This is a genomic window from Chitinophaga fulva (genome assembly GCF_012927205.1).
Lineage (GTDB): Bacteria > Bacteroidota > Bacteroidia > Chitinophagales > Chitinophagaceae > Chitinophaga > Chitinophaga fulva.
In genome coordinates this window covers 781,667-804,688 of record NZ_JABBGC010000001.1, presented here as the reverse complement: position 1 = coordinate 804,688, position 23,022 = coordinate 781,667, and the positions used below count along the sequence as shown (strand labels likewise).

Sequence of the window (23,022 nt, the reverse complement as noted above, 5' to 3'; positions counted from 1 at the left end):
TAAACTGCCTTCTCACAAAGAAACCCATTCTCGTAATGCGTAATTCGTAATTTGTAATTGAATATATATAATCTTTTAACTAAGTTTTAACGGCAGTTGACACCGCTTCCGGAGCGGGTTTGGTTAAATTTGTTGACATAACTATGAAGGACAGATTTAGTATAAGGAAGTACATTTTCTCTGTTTTGTGTTGTTTGGCGCTGGTCGTTTGTGCCAGCGCACAAGATCTCCGCTTTACCACCAGCGTGAGCAGTAACTCCATTACCCTGGACGAACCTTTCCAGATACAGTTCATGCTGGAAAACGGGACCAACATCACCAGCTTTACACCGCCCAATTTTAAAGACTTTGAAGTACTGCAAGGCCCTTCACAAATGCAGGGTCAATCCATCTTCAACGGTCGGCGCTCTGAATATTTTGCACTGAATTATGTGCTGCAGCCCAAACATGTGGGCAGCTTCACCATTCCCGGCGCACAAGCCCGGGTAAACGGCAATGTTATCAAGTCCAACCCGGTACTCATTGAAGTACGGAAAGGCAACGCGCAGGCACAGCAACAGCCACAACAACCGCAACAGATGGTGCCTCAACACCGCGGACAAGGTGGCGGCGGCATCAGCGAAGAGCTGTCTGACGGTATCCTCAAAAAAGGAGAGGACATCAACGAAAAACTGAAGAAAAATATCTTCCTCAAAGTAGATGTAGATAAAACCAACCTCTACGAAGGCGATCAACTAACGGCTACGTATAAACTCTATACGCGGCTCCCGACAAACTCCAGCGTCACCAAAGTACCGGCATTCAAAGGATTCTCCGCAAAAGATATAGAACTTCCCAATCCGCCGCAGGCAACGGAAGAACGTATCAATGGCGTGCCTTATAAAGTGTTCACCATCCGTAAAACACTGCTGTTCCCGCTGCAATCCGGCACACTGGAGCTGGACCCCGTAGAAGTGGACAACCAGGTACGCCTCGTGAAACTGGTGGGCAACGGAAAACGCAACCGCAATGGCCGCGATCCGTTCGAAGACTTTTTCAATGACCCGGCTTTCAAAGACCCGTTCTTCGACGACTTCTTCAACCGGCCGGAAGTGGAATACCAGGACGTACCGTATAAAATCCAGAGCAACCCGATAAAGATCAACGTAAAACCATTGCCGGTAGAAGGCCGCCCGCTTAGCTATAACGGCGCGGTAGGCAGCTTCAAGATGACTGCCGTAGTGGATAAAACCACCCTCAGCACAGACGATGCCCTTACGCTCAAAGTAACTATCAGCGGCCACGGCAACGTGAACCTGCTCAATGCTCCCAAATTGGACGTGCCCTCCGGTTTTGAGAAGTACGATCCGAAAATGACAGACGACATCGAGAAAAACAGTAACCCGCTTTCCGGCAGCCGGCAGTTTGAATACGTGCTCATGCCACAGGAAGCAGGTAAACATACCATCCCGGCCGTCGAGTTTTCTTACTTCGATCCGGCAGCCAACAGCTATAAAACACTCCGCTCCGAACCTTTTGTCATCGACATTACACAAGGTAAACGGGTAAAAGAAGAGAAACACGATTTCGGTGTAGGCAAAAACGACCTGGTGAAAATAGATGGCGGTATCCAGCAATGGACCAAAAGCCGCAGCTGGTTCATCATCAGCCCCTGGTTCTATGCGCTGCTGGTATTACCGCTGCTCATCGCCGGCGCCGTGATCTTCTACAAACGCAGAAAAGATTACAATACCACCAACGCCGCGTTGCTCAAACACCGCTACGCCAATAAAGTGGCCCTGAAGAGACTGGAGCTGGCCGCCAGATATCTCAAAGAAGGCAAAGACAAAGCTTTCTATGAAGAAACATCCCGCGCCGTTTGGGGTTATCTCAGCCACAAACTGAAAATACCTTTCGCAGACCTGAGCAAACAACTGATACAGGATAAACTGGCCGCCCGTCATATTAACGGCACCAATACCAGCGACCTGTTTGAGCTGATTGACAACTGCGAAGTGGCCTTGTATGCCCCGGCCCACAGCAATGACAAAATGCAGGGCACCTATTCCAAAGCAGTGACGATCATCACCAATCTGGAAGACGCACTCAAAAATTAATCATGAGAAAAGGTAGTATGCCCGGATATAAAAATATTAAATCAGCCCTGTTACTGGCCATCCTGCTGTTAACCGGCAGCCTCCTCAGGGCACAGCAGGCACTCCCGCAACAACGTTTTGATGCGGCCAACAGCCTTTATCAACAAAGCAAATTCACTGAAGCCGCAACCGCCTATCAACAACTGATAGACGACGGCTACGCCATAAAAGCACTGTATTTCAACGCCGGCAATGCCTATTACAAAGCCGGCAAAACAGGAGAGGCGGTTTTTAATTATGAAAAGGCCCTGCAACTGGCGCCCCGCGATGAAGCAGCCAAACATAACCTGGCCCTTGCGAATCAAAAAGTGAACGGCTTCGTAGATGAGTTACCGTTAGTATTCTTTCAACAATGGTGGCGGCAGCTCCAACAGCTGCACAAGCCCAATGGCTGGGCCGTGGGATGCATCCTTTTCTTCTGGCTGGCGATAGCCGGCATTATGCTCAATACATTTCTGCCCGGCTGGAAAAACAAATTCCTCCGTTGGGGCAACTATGCGCTGGGAGCCTTATTTACGCTTTACCTGGTGATGGCGATAGATACTTATACTGTGGCCAACAACCATCAGGCAGGTATCATCATGCATAGCAATATCAAAGTAAAAACGGCACCGGACGACAATAGTAAGGATGTCTTTGAAGTGCAGGAAGGTATGAAGGTACATATTGCTGATGCCACCAAAGACTACTGTAAGATATCGCTGGCAGATGGTAAAACCGGGTGGATCAGCTGCGCCTGGATTAAGCACTTGTAGACTGGCGGGGTTACACAGCCACCGGCATATGCCGCGACAACATATGCTCCATGCTGATCGTGAGGCGGTTGCCATTAGGACGACGGGTTTCATCAAACAGCTGTTGAGCATGAATACCTGCTTTCATCTGATATTTCTCACTCATCATATACAGCCGTTCTGCGGCAATATCTATACCGGCAGCCTGCCGCTCACCGATGTCGTCCAGTAATTCGCTGGCTTGAATCCCATTGTCTTCCAATTGAATATAGAGCCGGTTGTGGTCTTTCCCGATATGGACCACCAGCCGGCCGCCGGTTTTCTCGGGACGCATCAGTAACCGGTGCCAGATCACGTACTGTACATAAGGCTGGATGATCAGGGGAGGGATGAGGGTGCTGTTGGAATTCACGTCATGCACGATTCTCACTTGATAAGAAAACTGTTGGTCAAAACGGAGCTGCTCCAGTTGGATATAGAGTTCCAGCGCTTCGAGGTCTTCCTGCAGGGTTACCCATTCCTTATTGAAATTGCTGATCATGAGGCGCATCAGCCGGGCAAAGCGGGTGAGGTACAGCGAGGCCATATCCGTACTGGTGGTAAGGATATAATGATGGATAGCGTTGAGGCTGTTAAATATAAAATGCGGGTCCATATGTGCCTGGAAAGCATGGAGTTCCAGGTTGATTAAGGTGTGTTGTATGGTTATTTCTTTCGCTGAGGCTCTTTTAATTCTTTTTTCCCGTTGGATAAAAAATATTACAATGGCAAGGAGACTTAACAAAAAAAACAGCCAATACGGCCATCCCGCAGCAAAAACTATTTCATTGAAATGTTGTACCACGTCTAAGGTTTACAGGAAAGTTGAACTCTTTCTGATCAGTCCAATAAATATCGGTCAAAACACTCCTTTGGGGAAGCGGGAATTATCCGGAGGCAGTTTTTTACAGGCAAGCGGGGAGAAATTGCGGAAAAGTGGTTTTGTCTTCAGTCATTTGGTTATTTGGATATTTAAATATTTTAAATGACCAAATAACCAAATAGCTGAATGATCAGGCTTCGGTAAACTTGTACCCTACGCCTCTTACAGAGTGGAAATACTTGGAGTTGCGGCTGTCTTCCTCAAAGTATTTGCGGAAGTTGAGGATGAAGTTATCGATGGTGCGCGTAGTGGGGTAAACGTTATATCCCCATACCACCTGCAATATTTTCTCACGGGTGACTACTTCGCCTTTGTTTTCGATCAACAGTTTCAGCAGCATTGCTTCTTTCTTGCTCAGTTCATAGTGTTTACCGTCTTTGCCTACGCATTCCTGTGCGGCAAAATCGATCATATTATCGCCAAAGCGGTAAACATTGGGCACGCTGTCTTTATCCTGTATTTTTTTGTTTTTGACGATCAGCTTCTCTACGCGGAGCAGCAGCTCTTCGAGGTTGAAGGGTTTGGTCATGTAATCATCACCACCTTTTTTGAGGCCCAGCACGCGGTCGGCGCTGCTGTTTTTAGCGCTCAGGAAGAGGATGGGCACTTCATTGTTCTGGATGCGGATGTTTTCGCATACAGCAATGCCGTCCATTTCCGGCAACATGATATCCAGTATGATGAGATCGAAATATTCGTTTTTTACTGCTTTCAGGGCAGCGGTACCGTTGTCTACGGCGGTCACCTCATATCCTTCCAGTTCCAGGTTGAGCTTAAGCGCCTCCTGGAGGTTTTCCTCGTCCTCCACCAGTAATATGGATGCTTTGGTCGCTTCCTTCATGTGTTATCGTTTGATGTGACTATAAATCACGGACTTGCCGAAGCATGAATCCGTCAACTAATTTACGCTCTTTGCACGGAATATTCCTGCCAGATTATCTCGAAGCAGGCACCTGTAGGCTGGTTGTCTTTCACCCAGATCAGGCCGTTGTGTTGTTCAACGATCTTGGCGGTGAGAAACAATCCTAATCCCGAGCCCTTGGCTTTTCTGGTGTTTTCATTACCAAGGCGGTAGAATTTCATGAAGATGCGTTCCTTTTCCTCATCAGGCACCCCGGGGCCTTCATCCGACACCTGTAATTTCAGGCGATGACCGGATTCGAAGAGGCGTACCGTGATCGTGGAGTTGCGGGGAGCATATTTCACCGCATTTTCTACGAGGTTGCTGAGGATGATTTGTAACATCAGCTTGTCACCCTCCAGCCACACATGTGGCAGAATGTCTGCATTTATGACATGTGTTGCGATGCGGTTGCGCAATTCCCGGATATTCCCTTCCAATAAGGCGGAGAAGTCGAGCGGTTCCTTAAACAGCTTATAGTTGTGGGTTTCCAGCTGTGCTGCCAGCAAAATGTTATTACAGAGCTGGTCGAGCCGGTTGGTTTCCCGGATGGTATTGTCTATCAGCTTGGCCTGCTTTTCCTCATCCAGCTTATGTCTGCGGATGGTTTCCAGGTTCAGTTTGGCGGCAGCGATGGGCGATTTCAATTCATGTGTTACGGCCATCATAAAGTTTTGCTGCTGCCTGCTGAGCTTCATGTATTTCCAGACCGCTCTATATACAAAGAGCGCGCCGAGCAGAATGATTCCTAAAAAAATGGCACCTTCTCCTACATATTTAAAAGATCGCATATGAGCGTCTTTTTCTATCCGTTGAAACTCCAGCTGATGTTCCACCGGCTGGGCGAGGCTATCGATGCGTAGGGAGAGGTTTTGTTTCTCGAACTGACTGATCTGTTCGCTTTGTCTGAACAGCAGCACGCCCCACCAGATGAGAGCGACGATAGTGTAAGCCAGTACCAGCAGGTAAATGAAGGACACGGACTGCCCTTCCTGCATTTTATTAAAGAATTTTCTCATCATGGCCGTTTGCCGGCTTTCTCTATCCGCAGACCTATATTCATTACATGGGGGAGCGGGTTTTGCCGCATGTTTTGTTCAAATGTAAAATGATAGGTGCCTGGTTTGTTGAAGAGGGCTTTTTGCTGGATAAGGACCCGGTGTTCAAAAATATCATCGATACCGTTGCCATGCCATTTGCCGTTGATATCCGCCAGCGGCAGTTCTACCCTTTGTTCTTTGGGAATACTGTCATCCGGATATTTGGTGCCTATCAGCAGCCACATATTGCTGTAGGGATAGGCATCGCTATGGCGTACATTCACATAAATATCAAACAGGGTAGCAGTATCTTCCGGCAGAATGTTCACATCAAAAGAAGGTTTATAGCCGTAAGCCCAGTCATGTCCCGGTATTTCCAGGTTCTTTTCGTAGGCATCCATTTTGATCGGCTTGCAGGCTGCAGCCAGTAAAAGTAAACCTGCGGTTACCCCAAATAGTCTTTTCATATACGGTATACGCCTTACTATAAAACGTTTAATACTTGTTCCTTGGCTTTCTCCAGTTCATCTTTCATCAGTACTACCCACTGCTGGATACCGGCGTCGTTGGCTTTAGAACCGGTGGTATTGATTTCACGGCCGATTTCCTGCAACACAAAGCCCAGTTTCTTTCCTTTGGCCGGATCTTCGTCTTTCAGGATCTCACGGAAGTAACGGAGGTGATTTTCCAAACGGGACAGTTCTTCAGAGATATCCAGTTTTTCCAAATAAAAGATCAGTTCCTGTTCCAGCCTGTTGCCGTCAACATTGTCTTTGCCCACATGTTCTGCCAGCAGGCCTTCGAGGCGCTGGCGGATACGATCTTTCCGGAGCGGGTCCAGTTCGCGGACTTTAAGGGAATATTGTTCGATATTATCAATGCGCGTTTGCAGGTCTGACTTTAGCATCTGGCCTTCATCCTGACGGTGAATGTCCAGATCGGTGAGTGCTTCCTTCAGGGTGTCTTCCACATCTTTCCACTCTTCTTTGGTCAACTGGTCGGTAGATGGCGTTACCACTTCCGGCAGCTTCATCAGCACATTCAGCATATCGCCCTGTGGCAGCTCCAGCTGATTGGCCAGCATCGTGATGGACTGGTAATAATACTTGGCCAGGTCTGTGTTAATCACAACCGGCCGCGTTGCACCATTCTGACGAATGTTGATGCTGACATCCAGTGTCCCGCGTTGCAGGGTTTGTTGCATCAGCGAACGGATGTCAAACTCGTAGGGTTTTAACAGGGGCGATATTTTCAGGTTCACTTCAAATTGCTTTCCATTCAGCGATTTGATTTCAACCACGATACTTGTTTCGCCTCTCGTGCTTTCCGCCCTTCCGAAGCCAGTCATTGATTTCAGCATAATAGATATTTGTAGGCAACAAACCTAGTTAAAATTTGTGGATTTGCTAATATTGACAAATGGTTATTTGATATTTCCCGGAGCCAAAGCCCAGGAGAAATGGAGATCAATCCGCATTCAACATTTTAGTCCCGGGCTTCTGCCCCGGGAACATTAAAGTAATCAAATCCCTTCAAATCAGGATACTTGCAAGCGGAGTTTTTTATAAACGGTATTACGACTCAACTGTACCATGTCTCCGGGCTGCATACCTTCTATAGTGACTTCTTCCATCCGGTAACGGACAAGCCTCAACGTAGGAAAGCCGGTGGCCGCCGTCATCTTACGTACCTGCCTGTTTTTTCCTTCCTGCAATATCAGTCGCAACCATGGCGCCGGAATGTTTTTGCGGAAACGGATAGGAGGGTTGCGCGGCGGCAAAAAAGGCTCGTCGGAAAAGATTTCAGCAAAACAGGGCTTTGTATGATAAAGCTTACCGTCTACCGTAATATCCACGCCTTCCTGCAGCTGATGCACGGCGGTATCTGTAACAGCTCCGTCCACCTGCACCCAGTATTCCCTTTCATGTGCGTATTGTGGCAGTAGCAACCTGTTATTCAATGACTTGTCATTCGTTAGCAACAACAGCCCCTCGCTGTCATAGTCCAGCCGCCCCACCGGATACACATCCCGGGGCACTTTAAAGTAATCTGCCAGGCAGGATTTGTTTCCTTCCGGGGTAAACCGGGACAGCACCTCATATGGTTTATAAATTACATAATAATTTAACGACACGACAGCATTTGCTTTGGTTAAGGAGCTGTAAATTAGTACTTTTGCAGATTGATATGGGTAGCACAATACAAAATCCTGCTTGCCAACATTGCAAGGACCGTTTTTCTTCCATTTTCTGCAAGGCGGAACAGTGCAATCTGGAACAGATTGACCAGGCCAAAGTATGCTCCGTCTACAAAAAAGGCCAGGTGATCTTCCATGAAGGCGCCTATCCTTTTGGCGTTTACTGTATCAACGACGGGAAAATAAAGCTGTCCCACAGCGGCGATGATGGCCGTGAACAAATCATCCGCCTGGTAAAAGCCGGTGACATCATGGGGTATAAAGCACTGCTCAGCAATGAGCGCTACACCGCCACCGCCACCGCCCTGGAAGATTCTTCTATCTGCTTTGTACCAAAAGACCTTTTCATGAGCATCCTGCAGAAGGATGCCTCCCTCTCTTTTGAAATGATGCGCATCCTGTCCAGCGAACTGCGCAAAGCCGAGCTTAAAATCACCCACCTCGCCCAGAAACCGGTGCGGGAAAGACTCGCAGAGACCCTGCTCTTCATCAAAGAAACCTATGGCCTGGAAGCAGACGGCCATACCCTCAGCGTCCGCCTCTCCCGTGAAGAAATCGCCAACCTCGTAGGCACCGCCACCGAATCGGCCATCCGCCTGCTTTCCGAATTCAAAAAAGACGGTATGATCGAGCTGGAAGGTAAAAAAATACGTCTCCTCGACCTCCAGCAGATCGTAAAAACCGCCAATCTCCAGGACTAGCCGCCGTTTCAGGCAGGTACTGACAAATATCATACGCTGACTTGATACATATCATTCCACAGGGATGGGTGTACCGGTACTTTTGTAACATCAAAAATACCATCCATCCATGCATCCATATGCTATCATTAACTTTCACGAACTGACACCCGCCGCACTCTGCGACGTGATTGCCAGCAAGTTCCATCAACCGATAGAACGCACCGCGGAAGAAGTCATGGCCTGGTTTAACCTGGAAAGGCAGGACGACCCAACTGCCCCGGCCACCACAGATCTACAGCAACTGCTGTTTGCTAAAATGCAGACCGAAATATCGCAACTGATGCGCAAGGAAATGACGCTCATCTTCCCGGTCATCCGCAACGCTTCCATCCATAAAAAAGGTCGCAAAAGCCTGAAACCCACCGCCTACGACAGCATCCGGCTATCGTTCGAGAAAATTATGCTGCTGCTCCAGAAACTCCGCCAGGTAACCGGCAACTACCTGCTGCAAGGCCACTGGAGCCCCGCTTATAAAATATGCCTCAGTGATATGTACACCGTGGAGCAACTGCTGCAACAGTGGCACTATATCGCACAAAACATCCTGTATCCGGCCGTATTGCCTGCCAACACCATCATTATCCATCAGGATGAAATTCTTAACACCGTAAGCATCGACTAATCATGGCTACCTATTCTGACGTACAAGTAACCTGCTACCACTGCGGGGAAGATTGCCACAACCAGGACATCACCATCCAGGATAAAATTTTTTGCTGCGAAGGCTGTAAACTGGTGTACGAAATATTGAACCAGTATGACCTCTGTGAATATTATGACCTGAATAACAAACCTGGTGTAAATCAACGTATTACTGTCAGAAAAGATAAATTCGCCTTCCTGGAAGATGACAAAATTCAACAACAACTGATTCAGTTCAGGGACGAAAACCAAACCCATGTCAGTTTCTATATTCCGCATATACATTGCAGCTCCTGCCTGTGGCTGCTGGAAAACCTGCACCGGCTCGACAAAGGCATACAACGTGTAACCGTCAACTTTAGCAAAAAAGAAGCACTGGTTATCTTCTCCGAAACACAAACCTCCTTGCGGCGTGTAGCCGAAGTGCTGACAGCTATTGGTTATGAACCATACATCAGTCTTCAGGACCTTCAGCATAAGAAGCCCGGTATCAAACGTAATCTTATCTATCAACTGGGCGTAGCCGGTTTCTGTTTTGGTAACATCATGCTGCTTAGCTTCCCGGAATATTTTACCGGCAGCGGCCACACCGACGCCGGCATGAACCGCCTCTTCCAGTACATGAACCTCGTACTGGCATTACCGGTATTCTTCTATAGCGCACAGGTGTTCTTCAAATCCGCCTGGAGCGGCCTCAAACACGGCTTCCTTAATATCGACGTTCCTATTGTGCTCGCCATTGTAGTGACTTTCATCCGAAGCGTGGCAGACGTAACACAAGGACAGGCAGGGTATTTCGACTCTATGTCCGGCATCGTGTTCTTTATGCTGATAGGCCGTATCCTGCAAGACAAAACCTACCAGGGTTTGTCTTTCGATCGTGACTATACAGCTTATTTCCCTATAGCCGTCAGCGTTATACGCGATGAGAAAGAAGTACCTACCGCATTACCGGATATTAAAACAGGCGACACCCTGCTTATCCACAACAATGAACTGGTGCCCGCAGACGGCATCATCGTGAGAGGAAAAGCGCTGATCGACTATAGCTTTGTGACCGGCGAAGCCGCGCCTGTCAATAAATCCGTGGGAGAGATCATCTATGCCGGCGGCCGGCAGCTGGAAGGCAATATCGAAATCCTGACAATCAAGGAAGTAGCGCAAAGTTACCTTACCAGTCTCTGGAACCGTGATGAGCTGAAGAACAAAGAAGAAAAACACGTGTCTTTCGTGCACCTGCTGGGACGCAATTTCACTTGGGTAGTATTGCTGATAGCCGCACTCAGCGCCACGTACTGGGCGTTTCATGACCCATCCCGTATATGGCCTGCAGTTACCGCCATCCTGATCATTGCCTGTCCATGTGCGTTGCTGCTGGCCTCTTCTTTTACCAACGGACATATCCTGCGCATCCTGAGCAGGCACCAGCTGTATCTCCGCAACGCCCAGGCCATCGAGAATCTCGCCAACACCACACATATCGTGTTCGATAAAACCGGCACGCTTACCGGCAAAACCGGCAGCGATGTCAAATATTATGGTGATACGCTCACCCCTTTCCAGGAGAGCCTGATCGCCAGTCTCGCCACACAGTCCACCCATCCGCTCAGTAAAGCCATCTCCGGGTATTGCAATACCAAGGCAGCTATGCCTGTGCGGGACTTCCGGGATGTTACCGGCAAAGGTGTGTCTGGCTGGGTAGCAGGCAATTTCCTGCGACTGGGCAATGCCGAATTTACCGGCGCACACCGCAAGGATGAAGTAGACGGCAGCATCGTATACCTCTCTGTCAATGATAAACTGACCGGACTGTTCACCATTCATAATAATTACCGCAGCGGTATCCGGCCGTTGCTGAAACAATTGCAGCAACAGTATCCCATGTCAGTGCTCTCTGGTGATAACGACCGGGAAGCCATGAACCTGCGCAGGCTCATGGGCCATGAGACCACTTTACTGTTTGAACAAAAGCCCGCGGATAAACTGGCCTATATCGTCTCCCTTCAACAACAGGGTAAAAAAGTGATGATGATAGGAGATGGGCTGAATGACGCCGGCGCATTGAAACAAAGTGATATCGGCATCTCCCTCACAGAGGACAGCAACAATTTCACCCCCGCCAGCGATGGCATCCTCGAAGCCACGCAACTGCCGTTATTGTTGTCATTCGTACAACTGTGCAAAGCCAACAAACGCATTATCCTGGCCAGTTTCATTCTCTCTCTCGTTTATAATATAACCGGTCTTTACTTCGCCGTACAAGGGCTTTTATCTCCGCTGGTAGCGGCCATATTAATGCCCGCCAGCTCTATCAGCATTGTGCTGATGACTTTCCTGCTCAGCGAATGGCAGGGTAAAAAGCTTGCTGGTAAAGCATCAGGAGAAATGTCTGACAAAAATCATATTCCTGATTGAGCAATATCATTGCAGTGGCCCGTGGTTGCTGCTACCTTTGCTATCAACACAACATACACACCGTGAAATCTTAAAAGCGCCAGTATTAAAGCCCGATTGAAATGGATGTACGGGCAGCCTGAAAACAAGGCTGCCTGTGCATAACGGGCGATCTATGCTTTGCCGGATTTGCACACACCATGATTTTATGCTGATGAAGACCATGAACGTATTACAGGAAGAGGGGACCGGGAAAGTAACCAGCCGGTTGTTGCTGAAAAGCAGAAGAGCAGAGGCCACCCTTATCATCATGCAACAGGGACATCAGATCCCGCCGCATGTTTCCCCTGTAGATGCCATGGTACTGATACTGGAAGGGAAGGTGGCTTTTATGCTGAAAGACGAAGTAACGGTACTTGAAACCGGTGATTTGCTCACATTCAGCGCCAACGAAAAACATGCCTTGCAAGCTTTGGAAACAACCAGGTTTTTACTGGTAAAATGATACTGTTATGAGCGTAATTATTCTTTTACTTGGCGCCAGCCTTGTCGTAGCAGCGGGCTTCCTGGCCGCCTTCATCTGGTCAGTAAAGAACGGACAGTTTGAAGATGATTTCTCTCCCGCACACCGTATTCTCTTTGAAGACAAAAAGGATAACACCAACGAGTAAACGCAAATAAGCCATCTATTAAGCAACAATAAACAGCACTATGTCTCTCGAAAAATTTTATTACGACAACCGCACGGTAAAATGGTTTGCCTACGCTTGTATGTTCTGGGGGCTGATCGGTATGCTGGCAGGGCTCTGGGCAGCCCTTACGCTGGTAATGCCGGAGCTTAACCTGGGTTTCGCCCCTACTACCTTCGGGCGTCTCAGGCCCGTACACACCAATGCCGTGATTTTCGCCTTTGTAGGTAATGGCATCTTCATGGGTGTTTACTACTCGCTGCAGCGGTTATGTAAAGCCCGTATGTTCAGCGACCTGCTGAGTAAGATCCACTTCTGGGGATGGCAGGCGATCATCGCCGGCGGCGCATTGACGCTTTTCCTGGGATATACTACCGGCAAGGAATACGCTGAGCTGGAATGGCCATTTGATATGGCCATCACCGTTATATGGGTGGTGTTTGGCGCCAACATGCTGGGTACTATCCTGCGTCGCCGCGAATCCCACCTGTATGTGGCCATCTGGTTTTACATCGGTACCTGGGTAGCCATCGCGATGTTACACATTATCAACTCTTTCGAGTATCCGATGTCGCTGTTTAAAAGCTATAGCTGGTACGCCGGCGTACAGGATGCCCTGGTACAATGGTGGTATGGCCACAATGCGGTGGCTTTCTTCCTCACCACGCCTTACCTCGGCCTCATGTACTACTTTGTGCCCAAAGCCGCCAACAGGCCGGTATATTCCTATCGCTGGTCTATTATCCACTTCTGGTCACTGATATTTATCTATATATGGGCTGGCCCTCACCACCTGCTGTATACCGCACTGCCTGAATGGGCACAGTCCCTCGGCACCGTATTCAGCTTGATGCTGATCGCACCTTCCTGGGGCGGTATGCTCAACGGTCTGCTTACCCTGCGTGGCGCATGGGACCGTGTAAGGGAAGACGCCATCCTCAAATTCTTCGTGGTAGCGCTTACCTGCTATGGTATGGCCACTTTTGAAGGACCGATGCTGTCGCTCAAAAACGTGAACGCTATCAGCCACTATACCGACTGGACCATCGCACACGTACACGTTGGCGCATTGGGCTGGAACGGATTCCTGACTTTCGGTATCCTCTACTGGATGATCCCGCGCATCTTCTCTACACAGCTGTACTCCCGCAAATGGGCCAACACCCACTTCTGGATCGGTACCCTCGGCATTATCTTCTATGTGATACCGCTGTACTGGGCTGCCTTCACCCAGAGCATGATGTGGAAACAGTTCACCGAAGAAGGACAACTGAAATACCAGTTCCTCGAAACCGTGACCACCATCGTTCCGATGTATGCCCTGCGCGCCTTTGGTGGCCTGCTGTATGTAAGCGGCCTGGTGCTCATGATCGTGAACCTGTACAAAACGATCCGCCGTGGTGCATTTGTGGCCAACGAAGCAGCCGAAGCCGCACCGCTGCCGAAAGTGATTCCTACGCATGGTAAAGCGCACTGGCACAACTGGATCGAACGCCGTCCTATCCAGCTGGTGGTATTCAGCCTCGTAGTAGTAGCAGTAGGCGGTATCCTCGAAATGGTGCCTGCCTTCCTGATACGCAGCAATATCCCGACTATCAGCAGCGTGAAACCGTATACGCCGCTGGAACTGCACGGCCGCGATATCTATATTCGTGAGGGCTGTTATACCTGTCACTCCCAGATGATCCGTCCTTTCCGTGATGAAGTGGCCCGTTATGGCGAGTACTCCAAAGCCGGCGAATTTATCTACGACCACCCGTTCCAATGGGGCTCCAAACGTACCGGTCCGGACCTGGCCAGAATAGGCGGTAAATACCCCGACAGCTGGCACTATAACCACATGCTGGACCCTACCTCCATGTCTCCCGGCTCTATCATGCCTCCATATCCCTGGCTGTTTGAAGAACGTATCGACAGGGGCAAAACACCAGCCATGATCAATGTGATGCGTAAACTGGGCGTGCCTTATGCGGATGGTTATGAAAAGCAGGCCCTCGCTGATCTGGACAAGCAGGCCAACAGCATTGCCGCCGCACTGGAGAAAGACAAACTCCCCGTGAAAGCAGACCGTGAAATTGTAGCGCTGATCGCTTATCTGCAAAGAATGGGCAAGGACATTAAAATGGCCCCGGCAGAAAAGCCCGCCACCGCGGATGCCAGCACCGAAGGCACCACCAAAAACGATTTTTAGTCAACATAAAAACACAGGACCATGAAGTTCATTAATTATCTGGAATCAATTGCCGGTGTCAGCATCTACCCGATGGCTTCCCTGCTGATCTTCTCTATCTTCTTTGTCTTCGCCGCTTTCTGGGCATTCCGGGCAGACCGTAACATGGTAGATCAGATCAGCCGCATCCCTTTAGATAATGATGAAACCCAAAGCCTATAAACGATACATATGAAAAGGAAGCTATTATATACACTCAGCGGTAGCCTGTTATGCAGCGTGTCCGCGCTGGCCAACGGTCCCAAGCCGCCTTCCGAACTGAAAGATCCGGTAGCGCTGGTGCTGTTGACGGTCATCATCGGACTGGTACTCGTGATCGCCATCCTGGGCAATGCTGTGGTGGGCGCCATGGACCTTTATCGTGAAAGAATGAAAAGAGAGGCCGCCAAACTTCCGGCCATCCTTGCCCTGGTAACGTTATCACTGGCAGCAAGCCTGCCGGCAAACGCTACCAGCGTGGCACCGGAACAATCAGCCTATTATACGCCGTTATCACAGTCCTCCCTATACCTGTTAGTTTCCATTGTTGTCCTGGAAATAGCCGTGATCATCTCCCTGCTTTTTGTACTGCGCTTTCTGGCCGGGATCAAAAGTAAAAGCAAACGCAGGGCGGCAGCTCATGCAGCAGATCCTGCGAAACCACGTATCTCCTGGCTGGAGAGAATTAACAAAACCAGGACCCTGGATGCTACGACCGAAACAGAAGAAGACATGGGCCATGATTTCGATGGCATCCATGAGCTGAACAACCCCACACCTCCCTGGTGGAAGTGGGGGTTTGTCTTCAGCATCTGTTTCGGCGTAGTATATTTCTGGCGCACGGAAATATCCCATTCCGCCCCTAATCAGATACAGGAGCTGGCCATGGCCGAAGAGAAAGCCGCCATCGCCAAAGCCGAATACCTGAAAAATGCCGCTAACAATATCGACGAAAACAACGTGAAGATGATGGACAATGCGGACGATCTCGCAGCAGGAGGGAAAATATTTGTTGCCAGCTGCGCGCCATGCCACGGCCCCCAGGGACAAGGCGTGGTAGGTCCTAACCTTACTGACGACTACTGGCTTCATGGTGGTAAAATCAACGATGTATTTAAAACCATCAAGTACGGTGTGCCCGACAAAGGGATGAAAGCATGGCAGGAAGACTTCTCACCGAAACAACTGGCCCAGCTGGCCAGCTTCGTGAAGTCCATCCATGGCAGCAACCCTCCCAATCCTAAAGAACCACAAGGTGCAAAAGAATAAAGTCATGACCGATAGCAATACGTTCAGAGATAGTTTAGCCACAGTTGATAAGCAGGGAAAGCGCAACTGGATATTCGCCCAGCAACCGAAAGGACGCTACTATAATATCCGGAGCTTTCTCAGCATCTTTTATTTTAGTGTTTTTTTCAGCCTGCCGTTTATATCCATAAATGGCAGGCCTTTATTTCTGCTCAATGTAGTAGAAGGCAAATTCATCCTGTTCGGTGCTATCTTCTGGCCTCAGGACTTCTTTATCTTCGGTCTGGCCATGCTGGCCTTTATCCTCTTTATTGTATTGTTCACCATGGCCTTTGGCCGGCTTTTCTGCGGATGGATGTGCCCGCAGACCATCTTCATGGAGATGCTCTTTCGCCGGATAGAATACTGGATTGAAGGAGACGCCGCCGCTCAGCGTATGCTGGACAAACAACCATGGAACACCAATAAAATCATCCGTAAAACCGCCAAACACCTCGTTTTTTATGCACTGTCCTTTCTGATCGCCAATATATTCCTGGCTTACATCATCAGCGCCAAAACACTCGGCAACATCATTACAGCACCTTTGTCTGAACATACCGGCGGATTTATCGCCATCCTGGTATTTTCCGGTGTGTTCTACGGCGTGTTTGCCTTCATGCGTGAACAGATATGCACCATTGTTTGTCCTTACGGCCGCTTACAGGGCGTATTGCTTGATAAGAACTCCATCCTTGTAGCTTATGACTACGAAAGGGGAGAACCCCGCGGAAAATTCCGTAAAGATGATTCCAGGGCCATCGGTGATTGCATCGATTGCGCCCAGTGTGTGAAAGTTTGTCCTACCGGTATCGATATCCGCAACGGCACCCAGCTGGAATGTGTGAACTGCACCGCCTGCATCGATGCCTGCGATCATATGATGGATAATACCGGACGCCCCCGCGGACTGATACGCTACGCTTCCGAAAACGGCATTGCTCAGAAAGCACCACTCCGTTTTACGCCACGGTTGCGTATCTACACCGGTATCCTCACCCTGCTGCTCGGCGCCATCATTTTTATGCTCGCCAGCCGCAAACCAGTTAGCGGTACTATTATGCGCACCGCCGGCATGTTATACCAGGAGCGAGGCACCGACAGTATCTCTAACCTCTACCGTATTAAACTGATCAATAAAACCACTGCGGAAATACCCCTGCAGCTGAAACTGGAAGATGAGCCGGGACATGTGGAAGTAGTGGGTAAAAACACCATCACTGTAAAAGCAGAAGGACAGGGAGAAGGCACGTTCTTTATCATCGTACCGAAAAAGGCGCTGCATAACCGGAAATCCACCCTTTATATCGGTATTTATGAAGGCGATAAACGGATTATCCGCATGCGTACCACCTTCCTCGGACCTGTACAATAAACTTTATATCATTTAAATCATACCATCATGAACTGGGGACATAAAATCATCATCGTGTTTGTTGTTTTTGCAGTCGGTATCCTGACGCTGGTCACCAAAAGCATGCGCACTAAAATAGACATGGTCACCAAGGATTATTACGCGGAAGAGCTGAAATATCAGCAGGTGCTGGACGGGAAAAAGAATGCCGGCACGCTCTCTTCCCCTGTACTGATCTCTCAGCAGTCAGAAGGTATCGCTGTTACCTTTCCGCAGGAATTGCACGGTACCGGCATCACCGGAAAAATAAAATTTTACCGTCCTTCTGATGCCGGCATGGACGTGGAAATGCCGCTGCAACTTAGCAGCGATGGTATGCTGGTGATCAATCGCCAGTTATTCCACAAAGGCAACTACCTCGTAAAAGTGCAGTGGGAAAATGGCGGTAAACCATTTTATCAGGAAGAGAGCTTTCACATTAACTAGTCAGTCATGATAGGCGCACTTATTCTCGGTTTCCTGGGCAGCTTTCACTGTATCGGCATGTGTGGACCGATAGCACTTACGCTACCGGTGCAGCATCTCGAAGGCGTAAAGAAGCTGGCAGGCATCCTGCTGTACAATGCCGGCCGTATCACCACCTATGCCTTGCTGGGAATGATCTTTGGCTGGGTGGGCCGGCAATTGTATCTCGGCGGATTGCAGCAGTGGCTGTCTATCAGCATCGGTATCCTCCTGTTGCTGATCGTATTACTGCAATATACCGGCGTATACCGGTCAAAAGGTGGTCATCTCCCGGGTATCTATCTCTCTAAAATAAAATCAGCGCTGGGTGCATTGTTACGTCAGCAGCGGTTTAGTACCCTGTATGGCATCGGTGTGCTGAACGGTCTGCTTCCCTGCGGCCTGGTATACCTGGCCATCGCTGGTGCTGTTGCTACCGGCGCCACCTGGAAAGGCAGTCTCTTTATGGCCGCTTTTGGTGCAGGCACACTGCCGGCGATGATGACCGTCACCTGGTTCAGCCACCTGGTAAGCATCGGAGTACGCAACCGTATCCGAGCGCTCATTCCTTTTGCGGTAGGCATAATGGGTGTGCTGCTTATTCTGCGGGGCCTCAACCTCGGCATACCGTATATCAGCCCTGTGATGTCTGCCCACAGTGAAAAAGTGGTAGAACGTTGTTGTCATAAACCTTAATGATCATGGACCTTATCCGCAAATACAATATTGCAGCTCCCCGGTACACCAGTTATCCGACCGTGCCTTACTGGGACGAAAACACATTTAACCTGCAAACATGGAAGACGTTGCTGAAAAAAGCATTCCATGCTACCAACGATAAAGACGGTATCAGTATTTACATCCACCTGCCGTTCTGTGAAAAACTTTGCACCTATTGCGGCTGCAACAAACACATTACGGTCAATCATGCAGTAGAGGTGCCCTACATACAGGCAGTGCTGAAAGAATGGGCGTTGTACGTGGCTGCGTTTGAAGGCAGGCCCCGTATCCGGGAGATACACCTTGGTGGTGGCACCCCTACCTTTTTCAGTCCGGAAAATCTGACAATGCTGCTGCAGGGCATCTATGAACATGCGGAATTACTGCCGGATGCTTCCCTCGGTTTTGAAGGACATCCCGGCAATACCACGCCTGAACATCTGCAAACATTATACAACCTCGGCTTCCGTCGTGTCAGCCTCGGCATACAGGACTTTGATCCAAGGGTGCAGGAGATCATCAACCGGTTACAACCTTTCGAGATGGTGGCCAAAGTGGTGGAACACGCCAGAAAAACCGGCTTCACTGCCATCAATTTCGACCTGATATACGGCCTCCCGTTACAGACCGCCTGTGGTATGCAGGACACCATTGATAAGGTGATGTTGTTAAGGCCCGACAGGATCTCTTTTTACAGTTACGCACATGTACCCTGGATAAAAGGAGTGGGACAACGCCGTTATTCAGAAGCTGATTTGCCCAAAGACGAAGAGAAAAGACGCTTGTATGAACTGGGCAAAATGCTTTTTGCAAAGAGCGGTTATACAGAGATCGGTATGGACCATTTTGCACTGCCGGGAGACGAGCTGTTTATTGCAGCAGAGAAAGGTGAACTGCATCGTAATTTCATGGGATACACCGTTTCCCACACCGCTTTATTGGTGGGCTTAGGCGCTTCTTCCATTGGTGATAACGGCTATGCCTATGTACAAAATGAGAAGCAGGTAGCAGCTTATCAGGAGCGGGTAAGCGGTGGTGAATTTCCAATCATCCGCGGACATATCCTCAATGAGGAGGACCAGTTGCTAAAAGGACATATCCGCGATCTGATGTGCACTTTTGAAACGAGCTGGCGTAAGGCAGATACACAATGTGATGCTGTGATAGAAGGGCTTCAGCGCCTGCAGGAGCTGGAGCAGGATGGACTGGTGGAAGTAGTGAAGAACAGTGTGGTTGTTACCACCAAAGGACGCCCTTTCATCCGCAATATTTGTATGGCATTTGATGCCCGGTTGTGGAGAAAACTGCCCGAAAGCCAGTTGTTCAGCAAAGCCATATAACTTCATCGGGAAAAAAATGGGGAGCAAAGGATACTTAATCGTGTTTTTGCTCCCTTTTGTCTTTTTCCGGAGATGGGGGAGCAGGAGATAAAATGACCCGTAAAAGGATGACGCGATGAACACCTGATGAGGAAGAAAAAAATAGTCGTCGGCTGAAATACTTGCCAGCAAAGGGTTTCAGCGGCAATAAAAAAAGTCTGACCGTTGGAACAATCAGACTTTCTTATTATGTGAATGGGTTAGTAAGTACAGGGAAACAAAATTCCCTACACAATATTAAAAAGAATTTCATGACAAAAGAAAAAATTTACAAAAAATTTTATTCACACTACTAAAATAATTGTGGATAACAGCAGTCTGAAACTTCCCGATTATCATTATTGACCCCTCCATATTTTCTTTATTGCTTTCCCCGATTTACTACCTTTGTTGCACTTAACATTATTCAATAACTCAGATCATATGAAGTTTGAAGCACCCGTTGCAGTAACGGAAATCGCTGCATTCATAGGCGCAGAGCTGGTAGGCAACAGCCAGCTGATGGCTGCCGGCCTCAATGAAATACATAAGGTAACACCAGGGGATATATCTTTTGTAGACTTTGAAAAATATTACAACGCCAGTCTGCAATCTGCCGCGACCATCATCATCATCAACAAAAAAGTGGAATGCCCTGAAGGCAAGGCGCTGTTAGTACTGGAAGATCCTTTCAGTGCATATGTAAAACTGGTGAACCGCTTCCGTCCATTTGAACCGGCAACCAAAGCGATCAGTGATTCAGCAGTGATCGGAGAAGGTACCATCATACAACCTAACGTATTCATTGGCAATCATGTGCGCATCGGTCGCAACTGTCTGATACATCCTAACGTAACAATTTATGACCACGCTGTTATCGGTGACAACGTGATCATTCATGCAGGTACCGTACTCGGTGCGGATGCATTTTACTTTAAGAAAAGAGCCGACAGAGAGGTGATATACGACAAGCTGGTAAGCTGCGGCAGGGTGATCATTGAAGATGATGTGGAGATAGGCGCCGGCTGTACCATCGACAAAGGTGTAAGTGGTGATACCATCATCGGCCGGGGCACTAAACTGGACAACATGATCCACATCGGTCACGGTACCGTGATAGATAGAAACTGTCTCATTGCTGCCCAGGTTGGTATCGCAGGTAAAGTACACATCGAAGATAACGTGATCCTCTGGGGACAGGTAGGCGTGAACAAAGACCTGACCATCGGCAAAGGTACGGTGGTATTAGCGCAGAGCGGTGTGCCCAGCAGCCTCGAAGCCGGTAAAGTATACTTCGGCTCCCCGGCAGAAGTAGCCAGCGAAAAAAGAAGAGAACTCGGCTGGGTAAAACGTATCCCTGAAATCTGGGACAAAGTAAAATCCCTTTAACCCATAACGGATTACGAATGACGATAGGGGTGGACCCCACCTGTAACCGTCATTCGTAATCCGTCATCTTGTAATTTATCATTCATGAAAAAGCTACTGTTTCCCTTTCTCTTTCTCCTCGCCTGTACCACTGCCAAACAACCCACTAAATCCGTCCCGGAGAACAACCTGTACAGCCAGGCACAGGAATGGCCTGTTAAGGTGAATGATGGCTGGCTTTCTGCCAAAACCATTTCCTTCGGGCTGTATACTACCACCTCCCGTAAAAACGGTGTGGCCGAAACGATGGGCAGCTTCATCAAAGACCCCAAGACCCCTTTTTACTTCTACGTCAACGGCAATGATGAACACATCCAGGTACAAACAATGAACACTTCCCGGATCGCATTCAGCAATCGCGATTTACCGGCCGTTTTAAAAGACCTCGATGGCAGTGCAGCCCTTTCGTACACACTAATCAACGGGACCAAAAATGAGCCCCTGAAACGCTGGGAAATGATATTAAAATCCCCTGGCTATCTGGAGCTGAACAACAACAAACAAGCCGGTATCCTCCGGTGTGCAGACACAGATATCCGCATTACGGCACATAACCGTTTCGGTAAGGTCAACTCCTACGAAAAAGTGTGTTATGAATTTCAGTATCGCGGGCAGCCGGTAGCGGCAGTCATCCCCGGCGAAAAGCCCCGTGTATGGGTCAGCAAAGATGCGCCTGCAGAAACAGCCAAAACACTGGCAGCTGCTATTGGCGCGTTGTTATTGAGGTAAAATATCAGTTGCGGGATGCCAGGAATGCGGCAGCAATTTCCCGGATGGTTTCTTCCAGCGGACGGAAGTTAAATGCCGGTAGGGCGGTCTGTATTTTCTGGTTGTCGTAGTACACCTTCAGTCGTGCCGTACGCGCCGTTTCTTTGGTCACTAACGGCTGTTTGCCGGTCAGCAACCCCTTCACTTTTTCAAGCCGCCACACCACTTCAGCCATCCATGGTTTGGCTGCGATATGTGGTGGCTTTTTACCCAATGCATGGGCCATAGCGGTAAACAATTGCCGGTATCCCCAGTTGTCGGCTGACAGGATAAAACGTTCCCCACTCACAGCACTGTCCATCAGCAGCATCATCGCTTTTACCACATCTTGTACATCTACAAAACCGTTAACACCTTCGGTATAATAAGGGAATTCTTTCCAGGCATTCTTCAGCAAAGTACCGGAACCTTCGTCCCAGAAGCCGGCGCCCAGTATGATCGAGGGATTTACAATCACGGCATCGAGCCCTTCTGCGACACCTCTCCACACTTCCATCTCACCCTGGAATTTACTGATACTGTAACGGGAGTTATTAGGACTCTCTTCCCATTCACAATCTTCATCAATGGCTGCCTGTTCCCTTGATCTGCCAATGGCTGCTACTGAGCTTACATACACCAGCTTTTCCACACCGGCATCGAGCGCTAAATTCACTACGTTGGCAGTACCTTCCACATTGATCTTCATGAGATTGGCAGCATTGCCAGGCTGAAACGAGACCACTGCGGCACAGTGATACACCTGGGTAACGCCTTGCATGGCGTCTTCCAGTGCACCTACGTCCAGGATATCACCCTGTACCCATTCAATCTTTCCGGAAAGGTCCTGCAACCGGGGAGAAGGGGCTTTGCGGTAAAGGGCTCTCACAGGCTTACCTGCTGCGACCAATGACCGAATCAAATAACTGCCTAAAAAACCTGTTCCGCCGGTTACTAAAATCATGAAGACTAATTCGTTTACTTATAGAGGCCCAAAATTAACTAATGATTTCCGTGA

24 protein-coding genes are annotated in these 23,022 nt (G+C 48.9%); 17 read left to right on the top strand and 7 right to left on the bottom strand.

Annotated features, from left to right (window positions below; genetic code table 11):
- Positions 1-143 precede the first annotated feature (143 nt).
- Positions 144-2,096 (top strand): BatD family protein, encoded by a 1,953-nt coding sequence (locus HHL17_RS03480; RefSeq protein WP_169223395.1) that lies wholly within the window; start codon positions 144-146, stop codon positions 2,094-2,096.
- A gap of 2 nt (positions 2,097-2,098) precedes the next feature.
- A complete protein-coding gene (locus HHL17_RS03475) occupies positions 2,099-2,890 on the top strand; it encodes a tetratricopeptide repeat protein (RefSeq protein ID WP_169223394.1) in 792 nt (263 codons plus the stop codon).
- Positions 2,891-2,900: 10 nt separating this feature from the next.
- Here HHL17_RS03475 and HHL17_RS03470 read toward each other — a convergent pair whose 3' ends face one another.
- On the bottom strand, positions 2,901-3,713 hold the full coding sequence (locus HHL17_RS03470) for a sensor histidine kinase (protein WP_317166515.1): 813 nt from the start codon (positions 3,711-3,713) through the stop codon (positions 2,901-2,903).
- On the opposite strand from HHL17_RS03470, the gene HHL17_RS03465 reads away from it, so the two are divergent.
- Positions 3,634-3,897: a hypothetical protein gene (locus tag HHL17_RS03465; RefSeq protein ID WP_169223392.1), complete on the top strand. Its 264-nt coding sequence runs from the start codon at positions 3,634-3,636 to the stop codon at positions 3,895-3,897. The two genes, HHL17_RS03470 and HHL17_RS03465, sit on opposite strands and share 80 nt — an antisense overlap.
- A 24-nt stretch (positions 3,898-3,921) precedes the next feature.
- Here HHL17_RS03465 and HHL17_RS03460 read toward each other — a convergent pair whose 3' ends face one another.
- The 5 genes from HHL17_RS03460 to HHL17_RS03440 all read right to left on the bottom strand — a co-directional run bounded on the left by HHL17_RS03460 (position 3,922) and on the right by HHL17_RS03440 (position 7,866).
- Positions 3,922-4,632: a response regulator transcription factor gene (locus HHL17_RS03460; protein WP_169223391.1), complete on the bottom strand. Its 711-nt coding sequence runs from the start codon at positions 4,630-4,632 to the stop codon at positions 3,922-3,924.
- A gap of 62 nt (positions 4,633-4,694) precedes the next feature.
- A complete protein-coding gene (locus HHL17_RS03455; protein ID WP_169223390.1) occupies positions 4,695-5,714 on the bottom strand; it encodes a sensor histidine kinase in 1,020 nt (339 codons plus the stop codon).
- Positions 5,711-6,199 (bottom strand): gliding motility lipoprotein GldH, encoded by a 489-nt coding sequence (locus tag HHL17_RS03450; RefSeq protein WP_169223389.1) that lies wholly within the window; start codon positions 6,197-6,199, stop codon positions 5,711-5,713. The genes HHL17_RS03455 and HHL17_RS03450 overlap by 4 nt, the downstream gene beginning before the upstream one ends.
- 17 nt (positions 6,200-6,216) lie before the next feature.
- Entirely contained in the window at positions 6,217-7,092 is an 876-nt protein-coding gene (locus HHL17_RS03445; RefSeq protein ID WP_169223388.1) for a YicC/YloC family endoribonuclease, read from the bottom strand.
- Between the two features lie 177 nt (positions 7,093-7,269).
- Complete coding sequence (locus tag HHL17_RS03440; RefSeq protein WP_169223387.1) at positions 7,270-7,866, bottom strand: pseudouridine synthase; 597 nt, start codon at positions 7,864-7,866, stop codon at positions 7,270-7,272.
- A 41-nt stretch (positions 7,867-7,907) separates the two neighbouring features.
- On the opposite strand from HHL17_RS03440, the gene HHL17_RS03435 reads away from it, so the two are divergent.
- From HHL17_RS03435 to HHL17_RS03370, 14 genes are all read left to right on the top strand, one after another.
- On the top strand, positions 7,908-8,630 hold the full coding sequence (locus tag HHL17_RS03435) for a Crp/Fnr family transcriptional regulator (protein ID WP_240975075.1): 723 nt from the start codon (positions 7,908-7,910) through the stop codon (positions 8,628-8,630).
- Between the two features lie 109 nt (positions 8,631-8,739).
- The gene (locus HHL17_RS03430; protein WP_169223386.1) at positions 8,740-9,294 is read left to right on the top strand and encodes a hypothetical protein; all 555 of its coding nucleotides are present in this window, start codon (positions 8,740-8,742) and stop codon (positions 9,292-9,294) included.
- A 2-nt stretch (positions 9,295-9,296) separates the two neighbouring features.
- Positions 9,297-11,729, top strand: coding sequence for a heavy metal translocating P-type ATPase (locus HHL17_RS03425; RefSeq protein ID WP_169223385.1), 2,433 nt, complete (start codon positions 9,297-9,299; stop codon positions 11,727-11,729).
- A 187-nt stretch (positions 11,730-11,916) separates the two neighbouring features.
- Positions 11,917-12,213 carry a cupin domain-containing protein gene (locus HHL17_RS03420; RefSeq protein WP_169223384.1) on the top strand — a complete coding sequence of 99 codons (297 nt, stop codon included), beginning with the start codon at positions 11,917-11,919 and terminating at the stop codon, positions 12,211-12,213.
- A 7-nt stretch (positions 12,214-12,220) separates the two neighbouring features.
- Positions 12,221-12,379: a cbb3-type cytochrome oxidase assembly protein CcoS gene (ccoS, locus tag HHL17_RS03415; protein ID WP_169223383.1), complete on the top strand. Its 159-nt coding sequence runs from the start codon at positions 12,221-12,223 to the stop codon at positions 12,377-12,379.
- A gap of 40 nt (positions 12,380-12,419) precedes the next feature.
- Positions 12,420-14,588, top strand: a complete 2,169-nt coding sequence (gene ccoN, locus HHL17_RS03410; RefSeq protein WP_169223382.1) for a cytochrome-c oxidase, cbb3-type subunit I — start codon at positions 12,420-12,422, stop codon at positions 14,586-14,588.
- A 21-nt stretch (positions 14,589-14,609) separates the two neighbouring features.
- A complete protein-coding gene (locus HHL17_RS03405; RefSeq protein ID WP_168808603.1) occupies positions 14,610-14,789 on the top strand; it encodes a CcoQ/FixQ family Cbb3-type cytochrome c oxidase assembly chaperone in 180 nt (59 codons plus the stop codon).
- Between the two features lie 9 nt (positions 14,790-14,798).
- Positions 14,799-15,875, top strand: a complete 1,077-nt coding sequence (locus tag HHL17_RS03400) for a cbb3-type cytochrome c oxidase N-terminal domain-containing protein (protein ID WP_169223381.1) — start codon at positions 14,799-14,801, stop codon at positions 15,873-15,875.
- Positions 15,862-17,268 carry a cytochrome c oxidase accessory protein CcoG gene (gene ccoG, locus HHL17_RS03395; protein WP_317166512.1) on the top strand — a complete coding sequence of 469 codons (1,407 nt, stop codon included), beginning with the start codon at positions 15,862-15,864 and terminating at the stop codon, positions 17,266-17,268. The genes HHL17_RS03400 and ccoG overlap by 14 nt, the downstream gene beginning before the upstream one ends.
- Positions 17,269-17,295: 27 nt before the next feature.
- A complete protein-coding gene (locus HHL17_RS03390) occupies positions 17,296-17,733 on the top strand; it encodes a FixH family protein (RefSeq protein WP_169223380.1) in 438 nt (145 codons plus the stop codon).
- A gap of 6 nt (positions 17,734-17,739) precedes the next feature.
- Complete coding sequence (locus HHL17_RS03385) at positions 17,740-18,447, top strand: sulfite exporter TauE/SafE family protein (protein WP_169223379.1); 708 nt, start codon at positions 17,740-17,742, stop codon at positions 18,445-18,447.
- A 5-nt stretch (positions 18,448-18,452) separates the two neighbouring features.
- Positions 18,453-19,811, top strand: a complete 1,359-nt coding sequence (hemN, locus tag HHL17_RS03380; protein WP_206155900.1) for an oxygen-independent coproporphyrinogen III oxidase — start codon at positions 18,453-18,455, stop codon at positions 19,809-19,811.
- Positions 19,812-20,273: 462 nt separating this feature from the next.
- A complete protein-coding gene (locus HHL17_RS03375; protein WP_169223378.1) occupies positions 20,274-21,218 on the top strand; it encodes a UDP-3-O-(3-hydroxymyristoyl)glucosamine N-acyltransferase in 945 nt (314 codons plus the stop codon).
- A gap of 84 nt (positions 21,219-21,302) precedes the next feature.
- Complete coding sequence (locus HHL17_RS03370; protein WP_169223377.1) at positions 21,303-21,986, top strand: hypothetical protein; 684 nt, start codon at positions 21,303-21,305, stop codon at positions 21,984-21,986.
- Positions 21,987-21,990: 4 nt separating this feature from the next.
- Here the strand turns inward: HHL17_RS03370 and HHL17_RS03365 are convergent, their stop codons facing one another.
- Positions 21,991-22,968 (bottom strand): NAD-dependent epimerase/dehydratase family protein, encoded by a 978-nt coding sequence (locus tag HHL17_RS03365; RefSeq protein WP_169223376.1) that lies wholly within the window; start codon positions 22,966-22,968, stop codon positions 21,991-21,993.
- Positions 22,969-23,022 lie beyond the last annotated feature (54 nt).